The organism is Pseudomonas sp. P7548 (assembly GCF_013386585.1).
GTDB lineage: Bacteria > Pseudomonadota > Gammaproteobacteria > Pseudomonadales > Pseudomonadaceae > Aquipseudomonas.
Genome location: NZ_JACARO010000051.1, coordinates 1 through 19,632, shown reverse-complemented (window position 1 = coordinate 19,632; position 19,632 = coordinate 1). Strand labels below are relative to the sequence as shown.

At 63.2% G+C, this 19,632-nt stretch carries 15 protein-coding genes and 1 riboswitch; of the genes, 11 read left to right on the top strand and 4 right to left on the bottom strand.

From position 1 onward, the window contains the following. Positions 1–2: 2 nt before the first annotated feature. Complete coding sequence (locus HX803_RS20885; protein WP_178923109.1) at positions 3–776, top strand: glucose 1-dehydrogenase; 774 nt, start codon at positions 3–5, stop codon at positions 774–776. A gap of 14 nt (positions 777–790) precedes the next feature. After that, positions 791–1,843, top strand: a complete 1,053-nt coding sequence (locus HX803_RS20880; RefSeq protein ID WP_178923107.1) for an L-idonate 5-dehydrogenase — start codon at positions 791–793, stop codon at positions 1,841–1,843. A 165-nt stretch (positions 1,844–2,008) separates the two neighbouring features. Here the strand turns inward: HX803_RS20880 and fetB are convergent, their stop codons facing one another. From fetB to HX803_RS20860, 4 genes are all read right to left on the bottom strand, one after another. Further along, positions 2,009–2,800 (bottom strand): iron export ABC transporter permease subunit FetB, encoded by a 792-nt coding sequence (gene fetB, locus HX803_RS20875; protein ID WP_178923105.1) that lies wholly within the window; start codon positions 2,798–2,800, stop codon positions 2,009–2,011. After that, on the bottom strand, positions 2,797–3,474 hold the full coding sequence (locus HX803_RS20870; protein WP_178923103.1) for an ATP-binding cassette domain-containing protein: 678 nt from the start codon (positions 3,472–3,474) through the stop codon (positions 2,797–2,799). The genes fetB and HX803_RS20870 overlap by 4 nt, the downstream gene beginning before the upstream one ends. Before the next feature lie 4 nt (positions 3,475–3,478). Further along, a complete protein-coding gene (locus tag HX803_RS20865; protein ID WP_178923101.1) occupies positions 3,479–4,726 on the bottom strand; it encodes a voltage-gated chloride channel family protein in 1,248 nt (415 codons plus the stop codon). A gap of 81 nt (positions 4,727–4,807) precedes the next feature. Continuing rightward, positions 4,808–4,878, bottom strand: a riboswitch (Fluoride riboswitch). A 59-nt stretch (positions 4,879–4,937) separates the two neighbouring features. Further along, positions 4,938–5,474 (bottom strand): chemotaxis protein CheY, encoded by a 537-nt coding sequence (locus HX803_RS20860; RefSeq protein ID WP_178923099.1) that lies wholly within the window; start codon positions 5,472–5,474, stop codon positions 4,938–4,940. A gap of 192 nt (positions 5,475–5,666) precedes the next feature. Here HX803_RS20860 and HX803_RS20855 point away from each other — a divergent pair, with 192 nt between their 5' ends. The 9 genes from HX803_RS20855 to HX803_RS20815 all read left to right on the top strand — a co-directional run bounded on the left by HX803_RS20855 (position 5,667) and on the right by HX803_RS20815 (position 19,459). Further along, positions 5,667–6,347, top strand: a complete 681-nt coding sequence (locus HX803_RS20855; protein WP_178923226.1) for a molecular chaperone — start codon at positions 5,667–5,669, stop codon at positions 6,345–6,347. Positions 6,348–6,370: 23 nt separating this feature from the next. Continuing rightward, positions 6,371–7,351, top strand: a complete 981-nt coding sequence (locus tag HX803_RS20850) for a fimbrial protein (RefSeq protein WP_178923097.1) — start codon at positions 6,371–6,373, stop codon at positions 7,349–7,351. Between the two features lie 57 nt (positions 7,352–7,408). After that, positions 7,409–10,225, top strand: coding sequence for an ATP-binding protein (locus HX803_RS20845; RefSeq protein WP_178923095.1), 2,817 nt, complete (start codon positions 7,409–7,411; stop codon positions 10,223–10,225). After that, positions 10,212–11,405: an EAL domain-containing protein gene (locus HX803_RS20840; RefSeq protein ID WP_178923093.1), complete on the top strand. Its 1,194-nt coding sequence runs from the start codon at positions 10,212–10,214 to the stop codon at positions 11,403–11,405. The genes HX803_RS20845 and HX803_RS20840 overlap by 14 nt, the downstream gene beginning before the upstream one ends. An 82-nt stretch (positions 11,406–11,487) precedes the next feature. Next, positions 11,488–14,619, top strand: a complete 3,132-nt coding sequence (locus HX803_RS20835) for a hybrid sensor histidine kinase/response regulator (RefSeq protein WP_178923091.1) — start codon at positions 11,488–11,490, stop codon at positions 14,617–14,619. Positions 14,620–14,642: 23 nt separating this feature from the next. Next, on the top strand, positions 14,643–15,290 hold the full coding sequence (locus HX803_RS20830) for a response regulator (protein WP_178923089.1): 648 nt from the start codon (positions 14,643–14,645) through the stop codon (positions 15,288–15,290). Positions 15,291–15,483: 193 nt separating this feature from the next. Beyond that, positions 15,484–16,089 (top strand): fimbrial protein, encoded by a 606-nt coding sequence (locus HX803_RS20825; RefSeq protein WP_178923087.1) that lies wholly within the window; start codon positions 15,484–15,486, stop codon positions 16,087–16,089. A gap of 77 nt (positions 16,090–16,166) precedes the next feature. After that, complete coding sequence (locus tag HX803_RS20820) at positions 16,167–16,898, top strand: molecular chaperone (RefSeq protein ID WP_178923085.1); 732 nt, start codon at positions 16,167–16,169, stop codon at positions 16,896–16,898. Between the two features lie 50 nt (positions 16,899–16,948). Next, complete coding sequence (locus tag HX803_RS20815) at positions 16,949–19,459, top strand: fimbria/pilus outer membrane usher protein (RefSeq protein WP_178923083.1); 2,511 nt, start codon at positions 16,949–16,951, stop codon at positions 19,457–19,459. The last annotated feature ends 173 nt before the right edge of the window (positions 19,460–19,632 follow it).

Genomic DNA, 19,632 nt, shown 5'->3' with positions numbered 1-19,632 from the left:
CCATGAAAAGCGTTCTAGACAACTTCCGCCTCGATGGCCGGCTCGCGCTGGTCACCGGTTCCAGCGCCGGGATCGGCCTGGCGATTGCCCGAGGCCTGGCCCAGGCCGGCGCACAGGTGGTGCTCAACGGGCGCAACCGCAGCACCTTGCGCGACGCGGCGGCCCTGCTCGCTGCCGAAGGCCTGCAGGTGCATACCCAGGCGTTCGATGTGACCGACAGCACGGCGATCCAGGCTGCGGTGGCCGACATCGAAGAACGCCTGGGCCCGCTGGAGATCCTGGTGAACAACGCCGGCATGCAACGCCGTGGCCCGTTGGAAGACTACAGCGAGCAGCATTGGCGCGAGCTGATCAGCACCAACCTCGACAGCGCGTTCCTGGTGGGGCAGGCGGTGGCGCGGGCGATGATTCCGCGCAAACGCGGGCGCATCATCAACATCTGCTCGGTGCAAAGCGAACTGGGCCGCCCGGGCATCGCGCCGTATGCCGCGAGCAAGGGCGCGTTGAAAATGCTCACCAAGGGCATGGCCATCGACTGGGGCCCGCACGGTCTGACGGTCAACGGTATCGGCCCGGGCTACTTCAAGACCGAGCTCAACGCCAACCTGGTGGCCAACCCTGAGTTCAGCGACTGGTTGGTGCAACGCACCCCAAGCCGCCGGTGGGGCGATGTCGAGGAGCTGGCGGGCGCAGCGGTGTTTCTTGCCAGCGATGCGGCGAGCTTCGTTAACGGTCATATTCTGTACGTCGACGGTGGCATCACCGCGTCGCTGTAATCCTGGAGAACCTTATGCACGCCATTGTCTGCCATGCCTCGAAAGACCTGCGGGTCGATCCCCAGGATGAACCGCAAACCCTCGCCCCCGACCAGTTGCGCGTGCGCATTGCCCGGGGCGGCATCTGCGGCTCGGACCTGCATTACTACCAGCACGGCGGTTTCGGCACCGTGCGCCTGCGCGAGCCGATGGTGCTCGGCCATGAAGTGTCGGCGGTGATCGACGCGGTGGGCCGTGACGCCGGCGCGTTCAAGGTCGGCCAGCGCATTGCGGTATCACCTTCGCGCCCCTGCGGCGGTTGCCGTTACTGCCACCAAGGCTTGCCCAACCATTGCCTGAACATGCGCTTCTACGGCAGCGCGATGCCCTACCCGCATATCCAGGGTGCGTTTCGCCAAAGCCTGGTGATTGAGAGCCATCAGGCCCATGGGCTGGCCGATGAAGTCAGCCTCGCCGAAGGGGCCTTGGCCGAGCCGTTGTCGGTGGGCTTGCACGCGATCCAGCGCGCCGGTGCGGTGTTCGGCAAGCGCGTGCTGGTGACCGGCTGCGGGCCCATCGGCAACCTGCTGATCGGCAGCCTGCGCGCGGCGGGCGCCGGTGAGATCGTTGCCGTGGACCTGTCCGCCAGCGCCCTCGCCTGCGCCGAAAACATGGGCGCCACGCGCACCCACAACCTGGCCGATGGCGCCGATGCGCTTAAGCGCTATACCGCGGAAAAGGGTTACTTCGACGTGATGTTCGAGGTATCCGGCAGTGCCCAGGCCCTGCGCAACGGCCTGGAATGCATCGCCCCGCGTGGCGTGCTCGTCACCGTCGGCCTGGGGGGCGATGTGTCGCTGCCGCTCAACCTGCTGGTGAGCCGTGAGATCGACCTGCGCGGCACCTTCCGCTTCCACCCGGAATTCGCCCAGGCGGTGGATTTGCTCAACCGCCGCATCATCGACGTACGCCCGGTGATCTCCCACACCGTGCCGTTCGGCGATGCGGTGCAGGCGTTCGAGCTGGCGGCGGACAAGACCCAGGCGATGAAAGTGGTGCTGGACTTCGGCGTGCCGGACCTGGCCTGAACCCGCCCTGAAGTACACAGCCGTTCCCCTGTGGGAGCTGTCGAGCTTCAGCGAGGGTGCGAAAGCGGTGGGTCAGTCAGCACCTGTATCGACTGTGCCGCCGCCTTCGTGGCCTCGCTAAGGCTCGACGGCTCCCACCGGGGATCTTCAGGGGGGTTGAGAGGGTCAGCGTTCTTGCAGGCGATCGCGCAAAAAGCGGTGGCTGGTGGAGAACAACCGGCGGTAGGTGAGCAACACCGCACCCACCGTGCCCAACGCCGACGAGGCGGCGATCAGGAACATGATCACGATCTGATAGCGCACCGCATCCACCGGGCTCTCCCCTGCCAGCACCTGGCCGGTCATCATGCCCGGCAGGCTGACGATGCCCACCACGGTCATCTGGTTCAGCGTCGGGATCATCCCGGCACGCACGGCCTGGCGGATCGCTTCCTGAGCGGCCTCCCAGCGTGAGCCACCCAGGGCCAGGATCATCTCGATGGTGTTGCGCCCTGAGGTCAATTCCTGGGTCATGCGCTCTATGCCCAGGGACACGCCGGTAAGGGTATTGCCCAAAATCATGCCAAGAATCGGGATCGCATACTGCGGTTCATACCACGGGTGAATGCGGATCACCGCAAACAGGCCCACGGCCGTGACCAGCCACGAGCTGCCCCACACCGACACAATGCTGTCGACCCGCTGCCCCTTGTACGTGCGCCGCCCTCGCCCCGCTGCCGAGACACCGGCAATCAAGGTCATCGCGCACATCAACGGCAGCACCACGTACCAATAGGCAAACTCGAACACCCAGCCCAGCAGGTAACCGATGGCCAGCAGTTGCACCACGGTGCGCACCGCCGCCCACAGCAATTGGCGCTCCAGGCCCAGGCGCAGCAGCAGCGACAGCACCCCGTTGATCAGGATCAGCGAGGCAGCAATGCCCATGTCCAGCGCGGTGAGGTTGTGATAGTTCATGGCTGCACCGCCGTGCTCAACACGCCGGCACTCATCTGCAAGTGGATGTCGCTCATGCGCCGGGCCTGGTCCAGGTCGTGGGAGACCCAGATACAGGCGCGAGAGCGATCGGCGGCAAACCAGGCATTGATCAGCGCTTCCACTTCACGGGACGATGCAGGGTCGAGGGCCGCCGTGGGTTCATCAAGCAACAGCACTTCGGGGTTGAGTTGCAGGGTGCGGATCAGCGAAACCACCTGGGACTCACCCCCCGACAGGTCGGCGGCACGCTTGGCCAGAAAGTCCGATGCCTTGCCGGCATGCCCCAGCAAGGTGGTGACCGTGGCCAGGTCGAAGCGGCGGTTGCGCGAGGTCTTGAGGCTGAAGGGGAAACGCAGGTTGTCTTCCACCGTGCCTTCCAGCAGCGCCGGGCGCTGGGACAGGTAACTGATGTGGCACCGGTAATGGGGAATCTGCGCATTGCTGATCGGCTGGCCGTTCCACAGGATCTGCCCGGAGCTGGGCGCGTCCAGCAGGGCCAGTGCGCGCAGGAAGACACTTTTGCCAGAGCCGGACGCGCCGGTGATCGACACGCGATCAGCAGCCGTCAAGGTGAAATCGGTCGGCTGCAACAATGCCACGCCTCGGCGTTCATCCAGGCGCGTAAGGGCGCGCGTTTCCAGCAATGCATTCATAGACTCACTTGGGCTCCTGTTTGAAACGCTCATGCTTGGCATGGCCGATACGCTGGGCGTGATAAATGCCAGTGTGCCCGGAGACCAGGTAACTGGCGATACAGGCGATGGCAGCCAGGGGCGCAATCTCTGGGCCGAACAGCTCCATGGCCATCACGATAGTCGCCAGCGGCGTATTCGCCGCACCGGCAAACACCGCCACAAAACCGATGCCCGCGAGCATCGCGAATGGCAGGTGCAGCAAGGGCGCCAACGCATTGCCCAGGGTAGCGCCGATATAGAACAGCGGTGTGACTTCACCCCCCTTGAAACCGCTGCCCAGGGAAACCACGGTGAACACCAGCTTGCCCAGCCAGTCCCACGGTGCCATCGGCACGTTGAAGGATTGCACGATGCTGGGAATGCCCAGGCCGATGTAGGCGTAGGCATCCAGGGCCCACACCGCCACGGCGATGATGACGCCCCCCAGCAACGGCCGCAGCGGCCCGTAGGGAATCATGCGCTTGACCCGCGCGCCCAGACGGTGGGTCGCGGTGGCAAACAACATCCCCACCAGGCCGAACACCACGCCGGCCACGGCCACCGCCAGCACACTCCACAGCGACACCGGCACCACTTCACCGATGGGGTAATGGGTGTGCACCACACCCCAGGCCAGGCCGATCTGGTCGGCCACGATGGCCGCCACCACACAAGGGAACAGCGCGTCATAGCGCATGCGCCCGATCGCCAGCACCTCCAGGCCGAACAAGGCCCCCGCCAGTGGTGTGCCGAAGACCGACGCAAAGCCGGCACTGATGCCGGCCATCAACACGATGCGCCGATCTTCACGCCGCAGGCGAAACACCCGGGTCAACTGGTCCGCCAGCGCCCCACCCATTTGCACAGCCGTACCTTCACGGCCGACCGAGGCGCCAAACAAATGGGACACCAGCGTACCGCCCAGCACCAGCGGCACCATGCGCAGCGGTACGACTTTCTTGGGATCGTGGATTTCATCGATCAACAGGTTGTTGCCGGCATCCACCGGCTTGCCCACCCAGTGGTACACCAGCCCCACCGCAAACCCTGCCAGGGGCAACAGCCAGATGATCCAGCGGTGGGCTTCGCGCCACGCGGTGGCGTTGTCCAGCGAGAACAGGAACAGCGCCGACGCGCTGCCGGCGAGCACGGCCACCACGCTGGCGAGCAGTAACCATTTGATCAGGTACGGAATAAGGTCGAGTTGTTCAGGGCGCTTGAGAGAGAACATGGAATCAGCCACAAATAAACCAAAGGGGCCGGATCAACGAGGGAGTTTATGCGCGAACGCCTACAGCCCTGAGTTGACCAGGTGTCTGTAGGCATCATCAGCTGCGGGACGCAGCGGTTGGGTCAAGGAGGAATGCCATCTCCGATAGCGATGGATCATAGAGAGGCGTGGGACAAATGTAAAATCATGTTTCAAGCATCCGGCGGGCGCCTCACCGCTTGGGTGATAACCCAATCGCACAGGCGACCACGGCGGGGTCACCCTGGAAGGCGGTTCGCGCGGCAATCGACAGTTTGCTCGCACGGGGAGCGACGCCTTCCGTATCAACGGTGCGCAACGTCGGCCGCTCTACCGCCGGCACCGCATGCGCCGGGTCGACGATTTCCATGCAGCGGCGCAACGAGTTGAAGTCCGGTGACTGTGACAGCGCCAAATGCAGGGTCTGGCTCACGGACACCGACACCAGCGAACTCTGCGCACATTGCCCGTCGTAAATCAGCGTGTGGCGAATCAACGGGTTGTCGTGGCAATACTTGAGCAGGTTCACCTGCCGCGAGCGCACCAGCGCGGTGTCGATGATCAACAGGTCGAATGCCACGCCTTCCGAGCGCGTCAACGCTTGCAACTCGTCGAACGAAGCCAGCGGGGCAATGCGGTGATAGCCCAGCTGGTTGAGCATTTTCTCGATCTTGATCCGCTGCAGGAGATCCGCATCGGCGATCAGCAGGCGTAACGCTTTATTGGGCATAGGGTAAACCTGACAGGTGGGCATCAGCGTCGCTCACGGTAACTGCCAGAGGTAAAGCCTGACTTTAAGGCGATTCTGAAACGGCAACCCGGGGCATGCCGGCACTTTTAAGAATCGCCTCAAAGCCTCGACGCCTGCGCCCACCTACCATGGCCCGCGCCCCAAACGCCGCTATGGAATCCCGTTGTGTTCATGTTTCTGTTTCGTCTACTGCTGCTGGCCGGTGTGCTGCTGACCCTCGCGCCACCGGCCCGCGCGGCCCTGAAAATCGAAGGCACGCGCCTGATCTACCTGGGCCAGGACAGGGGGGCCAGTATCGGCGTGGTCAACCAGGCCGCCCGCGAACTGGTGGTGCAAACCTGGATCACCGGCGACGACACCGCGGCCAACGGCGACGTGCCGTTTGTGGCCACTGAACCCTTGGTGCGCCTGGGGCCTGGCGAACATCACTCGCTGCGCCTGCTCTACGCCGGCGAAGGTTTGCCCACGGACCGAGAGTCGCTGTTCTGGCTCAACATCCTGGAAATTCCGCTCAAGCCCGAGAACGCCAACAGCGTGCAGTTCGCGATCCGCCAACGCCTCAAGCTGTTCTATCGCCCGCCCGCGCTGGCCGGCGGTTCGGCAGAGGCGGTGCAGCAGTTGGTGTGGCGCACGCAGGGGGCGCGCGTCACGGTCAGCAACCCCAGCGCCTTTCACCTGTCACTGGTCAACCTGCACACCGACAGCCAGGTCCTCAGCGACTACGTGCTGCTCGCCCCGCACCAGAGCAAGACTCTGGACGCCCCTGCGCCTGTCGACCCAGGCACCACCCTCCACTTCACCGAAATCACTGATATCGGCTTGCAGGCCCGCCACCGCGCGGTACTCAAGTGATCGACCACGGGGTAATTGCACCTATGTCACTCACCCAACGCTTTCTACCCATGCTGCTGTGGGCCTGCGCCGCCCTGCCGGCCACCAGCCACGCACTGGCCTGCCGCGAAGACGGCACCGGCTCGATCATCACCCAGGAGGCGCTGGGGACCGCGCTGGCGGTGGCCGCCGATGCGCCCAACGGCACCATCATCTGGGAGTCCGGCCCGCGTACGACCAATGTGATCTGCAAAGACGATTACAACCATGGCCGTGAAGAGGTGTATTTCTACGTCAACCCGGCCAACGTGAGTATCGGCACCGGTATTCGCGTGGGCATCCGCTACAACAACCAGCCGATTACCCAGAGCACCGGCAAGGTCGGCACGGGGTTCTTTTCCGATCGGGGCTGCACCGCCAATTGCGTGGGCTGGGACAAGGCGCGCTTCACCCTCAACTTCAGCGTTTTCATCGAGAAATACGACCCCACGCCTCCCAGTGGCCAGGCCAGTACGCTCACCTCGTACCGGGTGTTCCAGCTGGACGGCGTGCGCGGTCTCAACTCGCGGCCCAACAGCAACTTCAACTACGTGGTGACCGGTATGAACGGCATCCGCTTCGTGCCCTGCACGCCGGAACTCACCATCACCCCCAGCGTGGTCAACTTCCCGACGCCTTCGCGCAAGGCCGCGATCGGTGAAGTCGCCAGCACCGCAAACTTCAGCCTCAACCTGCGCAAGGGTTGCGACACGCCCTACACCGTCAGCGCACGCTTTGCGACCACCCCGGGCGGTGGCGGCGTGATCAATGGCTTGCTGGTGCCGGACAACAACAGCTCGGTGGGCATCTCGCTGTCCCGCGCCGAAAGCCAGCAACAGCTGCCATTCAATACCTGGTTCACCCTGCAGGAGCTGATGGGGCTGGGCCAAAGCCACGACGAATTCCGCGCCGACCTGAAATGGCGCACCTTGCCGATCCCCGGCGCGTTCGACGCCGCCGTGGTGGTGGATATGTATTACAAGTAGCTGTTTTTTAAGGATCGTCTTATGCCATGCCCATGGACGGGCGCTTAAAGTCTGTCGATGCGATTGAAAAGTTACCTGCTCCAGATCAACCCCGTCCTCTCCCGACCCGAAGCAGCCAGAAGGCTGCTTCGTATTTTTGCGACCGTGTTGCTGATCGGCATCCTGAGCGGGGTCTACACTTTTCTGCTGTCCACCTTCAACAACGATATTTCCCAGCGCCGTGGCTACATGAGCAGTGCCATCGCCGAGGCCCATACCTTTTTCACCAACCGCGAGGCCCTGCTCGAAAGCCTCAGCCTGTCGGCCGTGCGGCGCCCCTCGAAAACCCCGGTCTATACCTTTTCCCCGGAAGAACAGCACCTGCAGTTGGGCGACTCCCCCGACAACCAGTGGAGCATCTGGCTGACCACCCGCATGCGCGAATACCTCAAGGCCAAACAACTCAACCTGCTTTACGTGAACGCCGGCACCAGTGCCCAGACAACACCCCAGGTCACGCGCCTGTATGACGCCACCGCGCAGGTGTTGCCGATTTCCAAATGCCTGCTCAACCGCCTCAAGGCCGTGCAACACAGCGATCCCACCACACTCAACGAGCTATGGCTGAGTGACAGGACCGAAGGCCACTCGCACCTGTACATTTTTATCCGCCTGGACGAACGCGACCCCGAGTCCGGCTGGCTCGGCATGGAAATGGAAAGCCGCGAAGTGTCCTCCACCCTCAGCGACAAAAGTGCCGGCGAGTTCATGATGCTCAGTTCCCAGGGCATGCTGGTGTTCACCAACAGCGACAATGCCCAGCTCAGCCAGCAGCGCCTGCGGCCGGGAGAGGACAGCTTTTTCGGGTTCGTCGGCAATGGCTGGCTGCCCGATCACCTGGTGATCCGCAAGCACCTCAAGTCTTCGGACTGGCAACTGATGTACTCCATCGACCTGCGCGCAGTGGTCAGCGGCTTGTGGAAGCAGTTGCTCGGCTCGCTGCTGTTCTGCCTGTTCAGCGTGACGATGATCTGGCTGGTGATGCGCCGGGTCGACCAACGCTTCATCATCCCCTCGATCCATCGCATCCAGGCCTTGATCGAAAGCGAGGCGTTCGGCCGCGATGTGATCCAGACCGCGCCCGTCGCGCTGTGTGTCTTGCGTCGCACCGACGGCCAGGTGGTGCTGGAAAACACCTTGGCGCAGCAATGGCTGGGCGCCGGTCCGGAGCGCGAGGCGCTGCGCGACGGCTGGATCGAGCAAGCCTTTGCGAACGGGCCGTCCGAACGCAGCGACTACTTTGAAACCATCGACGGCCGCCACCTCTACCTGAGCAGCGCCCCCACCCGCTACAAGGGCGAGGACGTGCTGTTCTGCGCCTTCAGCGACATCAGCGCTCGCAAGCAGGTCGAAGCGGCACTGGAAGAAGCCCGGCAGTCTGCCGATGCGGCCAACGCCGCGAAAACCTTGTTCCTGGCGACCATGAGCCACGAAATCCGCACGCCGTTGTATGGCGTGCTCGGCACCCTGGAACTGCTGGCGCGCACCCAGTTGGACACCCAGCAAAAAGACTATCTGCATGCCATCGAAGGCTCGTCCTCGACCCTGTTGCAGCTGATCTGCGATGTGCTGGACGTGTCCAAGATCGAAGCCGGGCAACTGGCCCTGGAGCTCAGCGAGTTCTCGCCCCTGGACCTGGTGCACGAAATCATCCAGGGCTACGCGGCGGCGGCCCAGGGCAAAGGCCTGCAGCTTTATGCCTGTTTCGACCCGAAGCTGCCGGAGCGCTTGATCGGCGACGTAACGCGCATCCGCCAGATCCTGAACAACCTGCTTAACAACGCGGTGAAATTCACCGACTACGGGCGCGTGGTGCTGCGGGTCAAGGTGCTGGGCCGCGACGGCGAGCGCTCGAACCTGCTGTGGCAAGTCTCGGACACCGGCAAAGGCATTGCCCAGGAAGACCAGGCGCTGATTTTCGAGCCGTTCTACCAGAGCGAAGGCAACACCAATGTGGTGGCCGGCACGGGCCTGGGGCTGCCGATCTGCCAACGCCTGACCGAATTGATGAACGGCAATATCCGCATGGTCAGCGAGCTTGGCCTGGGCAGCAGCTTCAGCTTGACCCTGCCCTTGGAGGAGGCCCCCACTGCACCGCTGCCGCCCCTGCTGGCCGAAACCATTTATGTCGCCTCACCGATCCCGGAACTGGCGAACGCCATCAGCGGCTGGTTGCGTCGCTGGGGCGCCCGCGTGCAGACCACCCTGCCGGCGCAGACCGAAGGCCACCTGCTGTTGCAACTGCACCCCGGCAACGTTGACCCAACGCTGGTCGCCGAGTGGGCCGGGCCCGTCATCCATGCCAGCAGCAACGCCAGCAGCGTCCCGCCGGATGACGGCGGGGCCTGGCACGTCAACCTCAACCAGCTCAGTGCCATTCACCAGGCGGTAAGCCAGGCCCAGGGGCTGTGGGTGGCACGCGCCGATGAGCAGACACGCCAACGTGACCTGAAAAAACTCAACCTGCACCTGCTGGTGGCCGAAGACAACGTCATCAACCAACTCATATTGCGTGACCAACTCGAGGAGCTCGGCTGCACCGTCGAGCTGGCGGCCGATGGTCACGAAGCCTTGTTGTTGTACACCGCCGGCACCTTCGACGTGGTGCTGACCGATGTGAACATGCCCCACATCAACGGCTACGAACTGGCGCGGGAACTGCGGCGCCAGGGCTGCCCGTTGCCGATTATCGGGGCCACCGCGAACGCGATGCGCGGCGAGGCCGACCTGTGCCTGGCCGCCGGCATGAACCATTGCCTGGTCAAGCCTTTCGCGTTGCGGGCGCTCTTCAATTCCCTGGCGCCTTATGCACGGATCATCCATGAAGCCCCTTAGTATTTTGATCGTCGAGGACCACCCCCTTCAGCACATCTACTTGCAGCACCTGCTCAATGAGTTGGGGGAGTTCATGCTCGAAGCTGCCCAGGATGGCAAAGAGGCGCTGGAACGCCTGCGCCAACGGGACTTCGATTTGGTACTCACCGACCTGCTGATGCCGGGCATGGACGGTGTGCAATTTATTCAAAGCCTGGCCAGCCTGCGCTGCAAGCCGGCGCTGGCGATCATGAGTGTGGCCTCGCGGCGCATGTTGATGGCCGCAAGCCTGGTGGCCAAGAACCTGGATGTAGAAGTGATCGGGCTGATCTCCAAGCCGGTGGCCGCCGACGCACTACGCAGCCTGGTCGAACAACTCAGGCGCAAAATGCGCACTCCCTCCCCGCTGCCCGCCAAACACCTCGACATCGACCGCCACACGCTGATCCAGGCCATGGGCAACGGCCAGCTGCAAGCCTGGTTCCAACCGAAAAAGTCCTTGGCCAACGGCCGCATTGTCGCCGCAGAAGCCCTGGTGCGCTGGATGCACCCCGAGCAAGGAGTGATGTTGCCCGGTGCCTTCCTGGAGGCGATCAAGGCGTTCGAACTGGAAGAACGCCTGCTGTGGGTGGTGCTCAAGCAGGCCATCTACGCGCAGAAACAATGGTGCCTGCGCGGCTATGACATTCCGGTGTCGATCAACCTGCCCACCCATTTGCTCAACAGCCACGACCTGGCCGACCGTCTGCTGGAGTTCGTGCTGCTCCACGACGGCATTCCCGGGATGATCTGTTTCGAGCTGATGGAGTGCTCGGTGCCCCAGGACATCAGCAACTTCTACGCCGGCGCCTGTCGCTTGCGTATCAAGGGCTTTGGCTTGTCCCAGGATGATTTCGGCAAAGGCTACAGCTCCTACCTCAACCTGGTGTCCACGCCCTTTACCGAACTCAAGATCGACCAGGCGCTGGTGCAGGGCTGCCATGACAACGAAGGCATGGCCTCGGCCCTGGCGAGCATCATCAGCCTGGGCCGCAAACTGGGCCTGACCGTGGTCGCCGAAGGGGTGGAAACACCTCAACAACTGGCGCTGCTGCGCAAGGTCGATTGCAATCAGGTACAAGGCTTCCTGATCTCCCACGCGGTTTCTTGTGAACAATTTCAACAACTTCTGAACAATGATGGCCCCGCGACATCTCATTAGGCGCCTGGCACGGATTATTTGTTGCAGGGAGCGACTAAGCTCCTTCCAGTGCCGATTTTTTCTCCGCCTGCGGACGTTCTTGATGAAGCACAATAACGCGATCCTCGAAGCCTTTACCCGAAGCTCATTGCGCTTGAACAAAAGCCTGATGCTGATGTTCGGGCTCGCGTTGCTGCTGGCCGTCACCAACTACTGGTCCTTGCAGCGGGGCGTCAATATCCGCTATGGCGCCATGCAGTTCCATTTCGCACGCCTGATGGAAAACCTGGCGCAACAGGAAACGTTCCTCAAGAACCTCGCGCATCCCGGCGTGCAGGCCGAACTGCTGCGCGCCACTGACGTACAAGTCAGCCTCAAGAGCCGCATGGTCGACACCCGCCGCACCTTGTACGAAGGCCAGAAGTACTCGTTCTCGGTGCCCTTCAATGTGACGTTCGATGAACAGCGCGTCGGTGTCGGCGCCAGGCCGCGGGTATTTGCCTTGGGGGCTCATCTGACCAGCTATTACAGCGCCTTCTGGTCCTCTTCGCCTTACGGGGCGCCGCAGACCTTCGTGTTCAACCGCCAGGCGGATTACGCCATTGATATCCCCGCCGTGAATACCACGCCGACGCTGGTCAACGCGGTGCAGCAAGCCCTGGCGCAGACGCCGCCTGGCCTTGAGCCCGAACGCGTGTACTGGCAGGCCGGGCCCGCGCCAGACCATCTGCTCGCCTATATCGGCATCCCGCTCGACGGCCCGGACTCGGCGGTGGTCGGCACCCTGCTGGACCTGGCGCAGGCCGACGACGTGCAGCGCGCGCTGGAACGCTCGGCATTTGATCGCGTGACATTGATCGCGCCCGACGGCCAGCGCCTGGTCGGCCCGCCAGTGACCGGGGCACCACTCACCGACGGCGTGCACTTCACGTCGCAAGGCTTCGAATTCAAGATTTCCCAGGCCGGCGAGCGGCCGTGGAGCGCGATCTATGGTTTGAGCTACGCCCGGTATTTCCACTACGCCTTGTGGCCGCTGAGCAGCCTGGCGTTATTCCTCGGCAGCCTGCTGGCGCTGGGTTGGGCCGGCAGCCGCTGGTACCGGCGCCAGGTGATTGCGCCGGCGCGGCTGGCCCATGAGCGCATCGCCGAAAGCGTGGCCTTCAGCCGCGTGATCATTGACACCGCCCCCACCGGGTTATGCGTGGTGCGGCGCAGCGACGGCGAAGTGTTGATCGAAAACCAACGCGCCCAGCAATGGCCAGGCAGCGCACGCCTGGTGGCCGCCATGGCCGGCACCCATGACAGCGCCGAGAGCGGCGAGACCCACCTGGAAATCGAAGGCCGCCACCTGCAGATCGGCTTCGTGTCGACGCGTTACCAGGCCGAGGACGTGCGCCTGTATGCGTTCAACGACATCACCCGGCATATCGAGGATGCCTCGGCCCTGGAGGACGCACGCCGTGTCGCCGATGCGGCCAACGAAGCCAAGACCCTGTTCCTGGCGACCATGAGCCATGAAATCCGCACACCGCTGTATGGCGTACTCGGCACCCTGGAATTGCTCGGCCTGACCGACCTTGACCCGCACCAGAAAACCTACCTGCACACCATCCAGCGCTCCTCCGCCACGTTGTTCCAACTGATCAGCGACGTGTTGGATGTGTCGAAAATCGAGTCCGGGCAAATGGCGATCGAAGCCGTGGAGTTCTGCCCGCTGGACATGCTCGAAGACACCTTGCACACCTACGCCGCGTTCGCTCAGCGCAAGGGCCTGCAGCTCTACAGTTGCATCGACCCGCAACTGCCGGACAGCGTCATGGGCGACCCGCTGCGCATCCGCCAGATCCTCAACAACCTGGTGAGCAACGCGATCAAGTTCACCGACATCGGGCGCGTGGTCATCCGTGCCCGGGTGCGCGCACTCGACGCCGGGCATGTGCAACTGGAATGGCAGGTGACCGACTCCGGCGTGGGCATCGCCGAGGCGCAGCAGGCCAAGCTGTTCGATCTGTTCTACCAGGCGCCGGACACGGCGGGCGAAGGTGGCGCAGGCTTGGGCTTGCCGATCTGCCGGTGGTTGGCGCAGATGATGGACGGCCAGATCAAGGTCGTCAGCGAGCCGGGGCTGGGCAGCAGCTTCACTTTGAAAATCCGCTTGCCGGTGTGTACCGGTGCGCTGACCAGCCCGCCGCAGGTGGAGCCCAGCACCACGCCGGTGTATGTGCAGGCACCGGTGCGCGAATTGGCGCAATCGGTGTGCGACTGGCTCAACCGCCTGGGCATTGCGGCGGCCCTGGCCGCGCCGACTCAGGAACCGGGTGCCCACCCCGCCGTTCTGGTGGACGTGCTGCCCGACCAACCCGCGCAACCCTGGATCGGCCAGCGCGTCATCTGCCTGCCGGGCGCGCACAGCCCACCACTGCCCACCGAACAGGGCTGGGTGGTCGACATGCACGACGTACGTGCCATTGCCACCACCGTCTCCCTGGCGCAGCAGGGCAAACACGAACAGCCTCCTGCGGCCCAGCCCCAGAGTGCCGGTCGGTTGGGGCTGCGCATCCTGGTGGCCGAAGACAACCCGATCAACCAGGCGATCATCAAGGAACAACTGGAGGCGCTCGGCTGCTCGGTCAGCCTGGCTTCGAACGGCGAACAGGCCTTGCACCTGTGGCAGCCGCAGGCCTTCGACCTGGTGCTGACCGACGTCAACATGCCGTTGATGAACGGTTACGAACTGGCCAGGACCTTGCGCGAGCACGCGCCCCACCTGCCGATCATAGGCGTGACGGCCAACGCGATGCGCGAAGAAGGCGTGCGCTGCCTGGCCGTCGGCATGAACGCCTGGCTGGTCAAACCCCTGAGCCTGCAGACCCTGCGCGCGCAGTTGATCAAACTGTGCAAGGTCGCGCCCCCTACCGAAACGTTTGACGACAGCGTGCACCTCTCCGACAAGATGCGCCCGTTGTTCATCAGCAGCGTGCAACAGGACCTGCAGCATATCGGCGCGGCACTGGAACAGCGCGATGCACACCGCCTCGGCCAACGGCTGCATTCAGTCGCCGGCGCCCTGGGTGCCGTGCAGGCCAACAGCCTGGCTCAGGCCTGCATCGAACTGGAAAGCGCACTTAACCGTGGCAGCCTCGACACTGCACTGACGCTCAAGGTGACGGCCGTGATGCAACGACTTTCGGCCGTCCTGGACACGCTCCAGCCCGGGCCCACTCCCCTCACTTGAACTGGCATTACGGACGGCCCCTTATGAAGACATTCAACGTGGTAATCGCGGACGATCACCCGATCGTGCTGCTCGGGGTGCGCGAACTGGTGGAGCGCGACACGCGCTTCCAGGTCGTGGGCGAGGCCGTCTGTTCGGCCGGCCTGATCGAGTTGCTGCAGCGCCAGGGCGCCGACATCGTGATCACCGACTACAACATGCCGGGCGACTCACCCTACGGTGATGGCCTGAAGCTGGTGGAATACCTGAAACGGCATTTCCCGCAGGTGCAGATCCTGATCCTGACGATGATCTCCAACCACCTGATCCTCACCCGCCTGCAGGAACTGGGTGTGGTGGGCATCATCCAGAAAAGCCAGTTGCACACCGAGATCCAACTGGCGCTCAAGGCCATCGCCCAGCAGAGTGCCTATCGCAGCCTGGAGCCGCCCAAGACGTCCGTGATCGAGACCCTCACAGCCATCGACGAACGTTTCTCGACACTGTCGCCCAAGGAGTTTGAAATCCTGCGTCTGTTTATCTCTGGCATGAGTGTGAGTGATATTGCCCGCAGCCAGAACCGAAGTTCCAAAACCATCAGTGCACAAAAGATATCGGCCATGCGCAAACTTGCTGTCAGCAGCGACCAGGACCTTCTGGCTTATTGTCTTGCGCGCAACATCTTCAACTAACCCCCTTTTAAAAGCCATTCATGGACAATGGCTTCGCCCTTTATATACGGGCTAAAACCTCTAAAAAAGTACAACTAAGCCCTCCTCTCCTGCACTTATAAGAATCGTCTTATTTGCCCGCCAGCCCTCGCCTCTTACTATTTCCCGGCAGTTCAGAAACCACACTTTCCACCTCACATTTATGGACATCATCATGAAGAAGTTTTCCTTGGCTGTTATCGCCTCGGCCATTCTCTGCGCCGGCGGCAGTGCATTCGCCGAAGAGCCGGTTGTACCGAAACCCACCCTGGGCGGCAGCGGCAAAATCACCTTCACCGGCGTGATCAACAACGACGCCTGCTCGGTAGACGGCGCCAACTCCGACCGCACCATTTCGGTGGACATGGGCAACGTGTCGATCAAGGACATGGGCACTGCCGAGAACCCGACTGCCGGCCGTGTGACTGCCAAGGACTTCAACCTGAACGTCAACTGCAACCAGGGCACCAAAGTCGCGATGATCTTTGACGCCAACAATGGCGGTTCGGGCCTGGTGACCGGCAAGAACGTCCTGGCCCTGAACCCGGGTTCGGCCACTGCGCAGAACGTCGGCATCGCCCTGCTCGACAGCAAGGGCACGCTGATCGACCTCAGCTCGCCCGCCACCGCACGCATTGAAAGCACCATGCACGGCCAGGGCACCGACGGTGGCGACGCCACCCTGAGCTTCGCGGCGGCCTACGTCACCACCGGCGCCGCCGGCGCATCGACGGCCGGTCGCGGTGACGCCACCCTGCCGTTCATCCTGCAATACGAATAACCCGGCGCCTGGCGCACCGAACGCGCGAGGCCCTGGGGCCTCGCCATTCCCTTTCTGATGACACCGGACACCCCCTCATGCTGCCTCGTTCCATTGCCATGGGCCTCGGGCTGCTGGGCATGCTCATGGCTGCCCAGGCCACCGCCAGCATTTCATTGAATGCCACCCGCATCGTCTTCGAGGGCGACCACAAGGAAGCCAACATCACCGTGCGCAACGGCAACCAGGACGTACTGATCCAGTCCTGGGTCGACCGCAACGATGCCAGTGGCAGCCGTGCACCATTTGCCGTCACCCCGCCGTTGGCACGGGTGTTTGCCAAGGAACAGCAACTGTTGCGCATCCTGTACGAAGGCAGCGGCATGCCCACTGACCGCGAGTCGGTGGTATGGCTCAACGTGCAGGAAATCCCCAAGGCCAGCACCACCGAGAACACCTTGCAGTTGGCCATCCGCCAACGCATCAAGATTTTTTTCCGCCCTGCCGGCTTGCCGGGCAGCGCGCTGCAGGCCCCGGCCCAACTGGAATGGACGCTGGTCAGACACGGCACACAGACCCTGCTGATCGTGAAAAACCCGACGTTGTACCACGTGTCCATGGCCGACATCAGCGTGCAGGACCACCTGGCCAGCGATTCCACCATGGTCGCCCCGGGGGAAGAAAAACAGTTCCCGCTCAAGGGCCTGACCGCCAGCGGCACGCTGCCGTTGTCGTTCTTGAGCATCAATGACTACGGCGCGCAAACCCCGTACACCGCCACTCTGGCCGGGGGCATCACACACGCCACCGAGTCGCGCCTCAAACCCTGAGCGCTGCTGCTCGCACTTGCTCGCTCATCCGGGATGCCACAGGTCTTCGCATGTCTTTTCTTTCCTGCAACTGGTCCGCGTGTGACGCACTGAAGTTGAAGACGCTGTGGCTGGCGATTGCCGCCAGCCTGCCCGCCTGGGCCATGGCCGACGAGGCCGCGCAAACCTTCAACACCACCTTCCTGCAGGGCTCGCAGTCCCCGGTCGACCTGCAACAGCTGCTGTCGGCCAACAGCGTGTTGCCGGGCACTTACCGGGTAGACCTGTACAGCAACGAAGTGCTGGTGGGCCGGCGCGATATCGACTTCAAGCGCAACCCGCAAAATGACCAGGTGCAAGCCTGCCTGACCCTCGACCTGCTCAAGCAATTGGGCATCGACATGGCCCGCCTTGAGGCCCAAGGCAAACTCGACCCGCAGCACCCACAGGACTGCTACCCACTGGCCGCCCTGATCGAAGACGCCACAGTGCGCTACGACAGCAGCCGCCTGCGCCTGCTTGCGAGCATTCCGCAAGTGGCCATGCAGCGCGGCTTGCGCGGGTACGTCGACCCGCAGCTGTGGGACGATGGCGTACCTGCCGCGTTCATCAACTACCAGCTCAACAGCAGTCGCTCCGCCGGTGACCATGACACACGCGTCGCCAACAACCTGGGCCTGCGCAACGGCATCAACCTGGGGGCCTGGCGCTTGCGCAACGAATCGAACCTCAGCGGTGGCACCGGGCGCAAGAACACCTACACCAGTAACCGCAGCTACGTGCAGCACGACGTGACGGCGATCAAGGGCCAGTTCAGCGCCGGTGAGATTTTTTCCGACACCGACCTGTTCGACAGCGTGCGCTATCGCGGGGTCAAACTGGCCTCCGACGACGGCATGCGTGCCGACAGCGAGCGCGGCTACGCCCCCGTGATCCGTGGCGTGGCACAGACCAACGCGACGGTGGAGATCCGCCAGAACGACTACATCCTCTACACCGCCAGCGTTGCGCCGGGGCCGTTCGAGATCAACGATATCTACCCCAGCGGCTCCAACGGCGATTTGCAGATCACCGTGATCGAAGCCGACGGCACCCGCCGCGTGACGACGCAGGCGTTTTCCAGCCTGCCGATCATGGTGCGCGAGGGGCAGGTCAAGTACAGCCTCTCGGCGGGTCGCTTCAACAGCAACACCGACGGCCTGGCCACCCCGCGTTTTCTGAGCGGCACCCTGGCCTATGGCTTGACCAGCAACCTCAGCGGCATCGTCGGCGTGCAGGCCAGCGAGGACTACAGCGCCCTGTCCCTCGGCGCCGGCCGCAACACCGCGTTGGGTGCGGTATCGCTGGACGTGACCCATTCATCGAGCAAGGCCCAGGGGCAGACCACCCAGGGCAGCAGCGTGCGTGCGTTGTACGCCAAGACCTTTGCCGGCACCGACACCAATTTCACCCTGGCAGCCTACCGTTACTCCACCGAGGGTTATCGCAGCTTCAACGACCATGTCGAAGACCTCAGCGACAACCTCCGCGTGCGCAGTGGCCATTCAAAAACCCGCACCGACCTGACCATCAACCAGAGCATCGGGCGCCAGCGCGAATTCGGCAGCCTGTATGTGAACGCCAGTGACCAGCGCTACTGGAATCGCGGCGGCTCCCAGAGTTTCTCGGCCGGGTATACGAGCAACTGGGGCAACCTGAGCTACAACCTCGGCGTGACGCGCACCCAGCAGATTGTCACCTGGGGTGAGCCGAGCAGTGACACCCAGGTGAACCTGTCCATCTCGTTCCCACTGGGCAGCCAGGCCCGCGCGCCACGGGCATTTGTCACCACCAGCAGCCAGCACGGCGACACCACCACCCAGGCGGGCATCAACGGCTATGTCGCCGACACCAGCGACACGTTCTATTCGGTACAGGCCGGGCACAGCGACACCAGCGGGGATTCCGGTTCGGTGAACATCAACAGCCGCACCTCGGTGGCGGATGTCAGCCTGGGCTATAGCCAGGGCCAGGGCTACAACGCGCAGAATCTCAACCTCGCCGGTTCCGTGGTGGCCCACAGCGGCGGGATCAACCTGGGGCAGACGGTCAGCGAGACCTTTGCACTGGCCGAGGTGGCGGGCATTTCCGGGGCCCGGATCAGCAGCTACAGCGGCGTTGAGACTGGTCGCAACGGCTATGCGGTGATTCCGACGGCCCAACCTTATCGGGTCAACTGGATCAGCCTCGACACCCGGGACTTGGGCGCCGACGTTGAAATTACCAACGCCACCCAGCAGGTGGTGCCGCGCCGAGGGGCCATCGTGGTTGCGCACTACAGCGGAACCACGGGCAGGCGGGTGTTGTTTGAGTTGTTGGATGCGCAGCGTCAGCCATTGGGGTTTGGGGCTTCGTTGGAGGACGCTACGGGCAAGCAGTTGGCGATTGCTGATCCGAATGGGAATGCGTTGGCGTTGGTCGAGCAGGACCAGGGGACGCTGGTGATCAAGTGGGGGGATCGTAGTTGCACGGCTTCGTATGCGTTGGGGGTGCAGAACAAGGCGTTGAATTATGAGCGGCGGGTGTTGGTGTGTGGGCCTTGATGAGTGGGTTTAGTGAGTACATATCCGTTATTTGGGTAACGGCTGCTTATGGTTCCGCCCTTACGGCGGGTCACTTTTGAAAAGCCGGAATGCCGGCCCAGCCAAAAGTAAGCAAAAGGCTCTTGCCCCAACACTCGGCACCTCGCTCACGCTCGGTGTGCCCGTAATCCGAC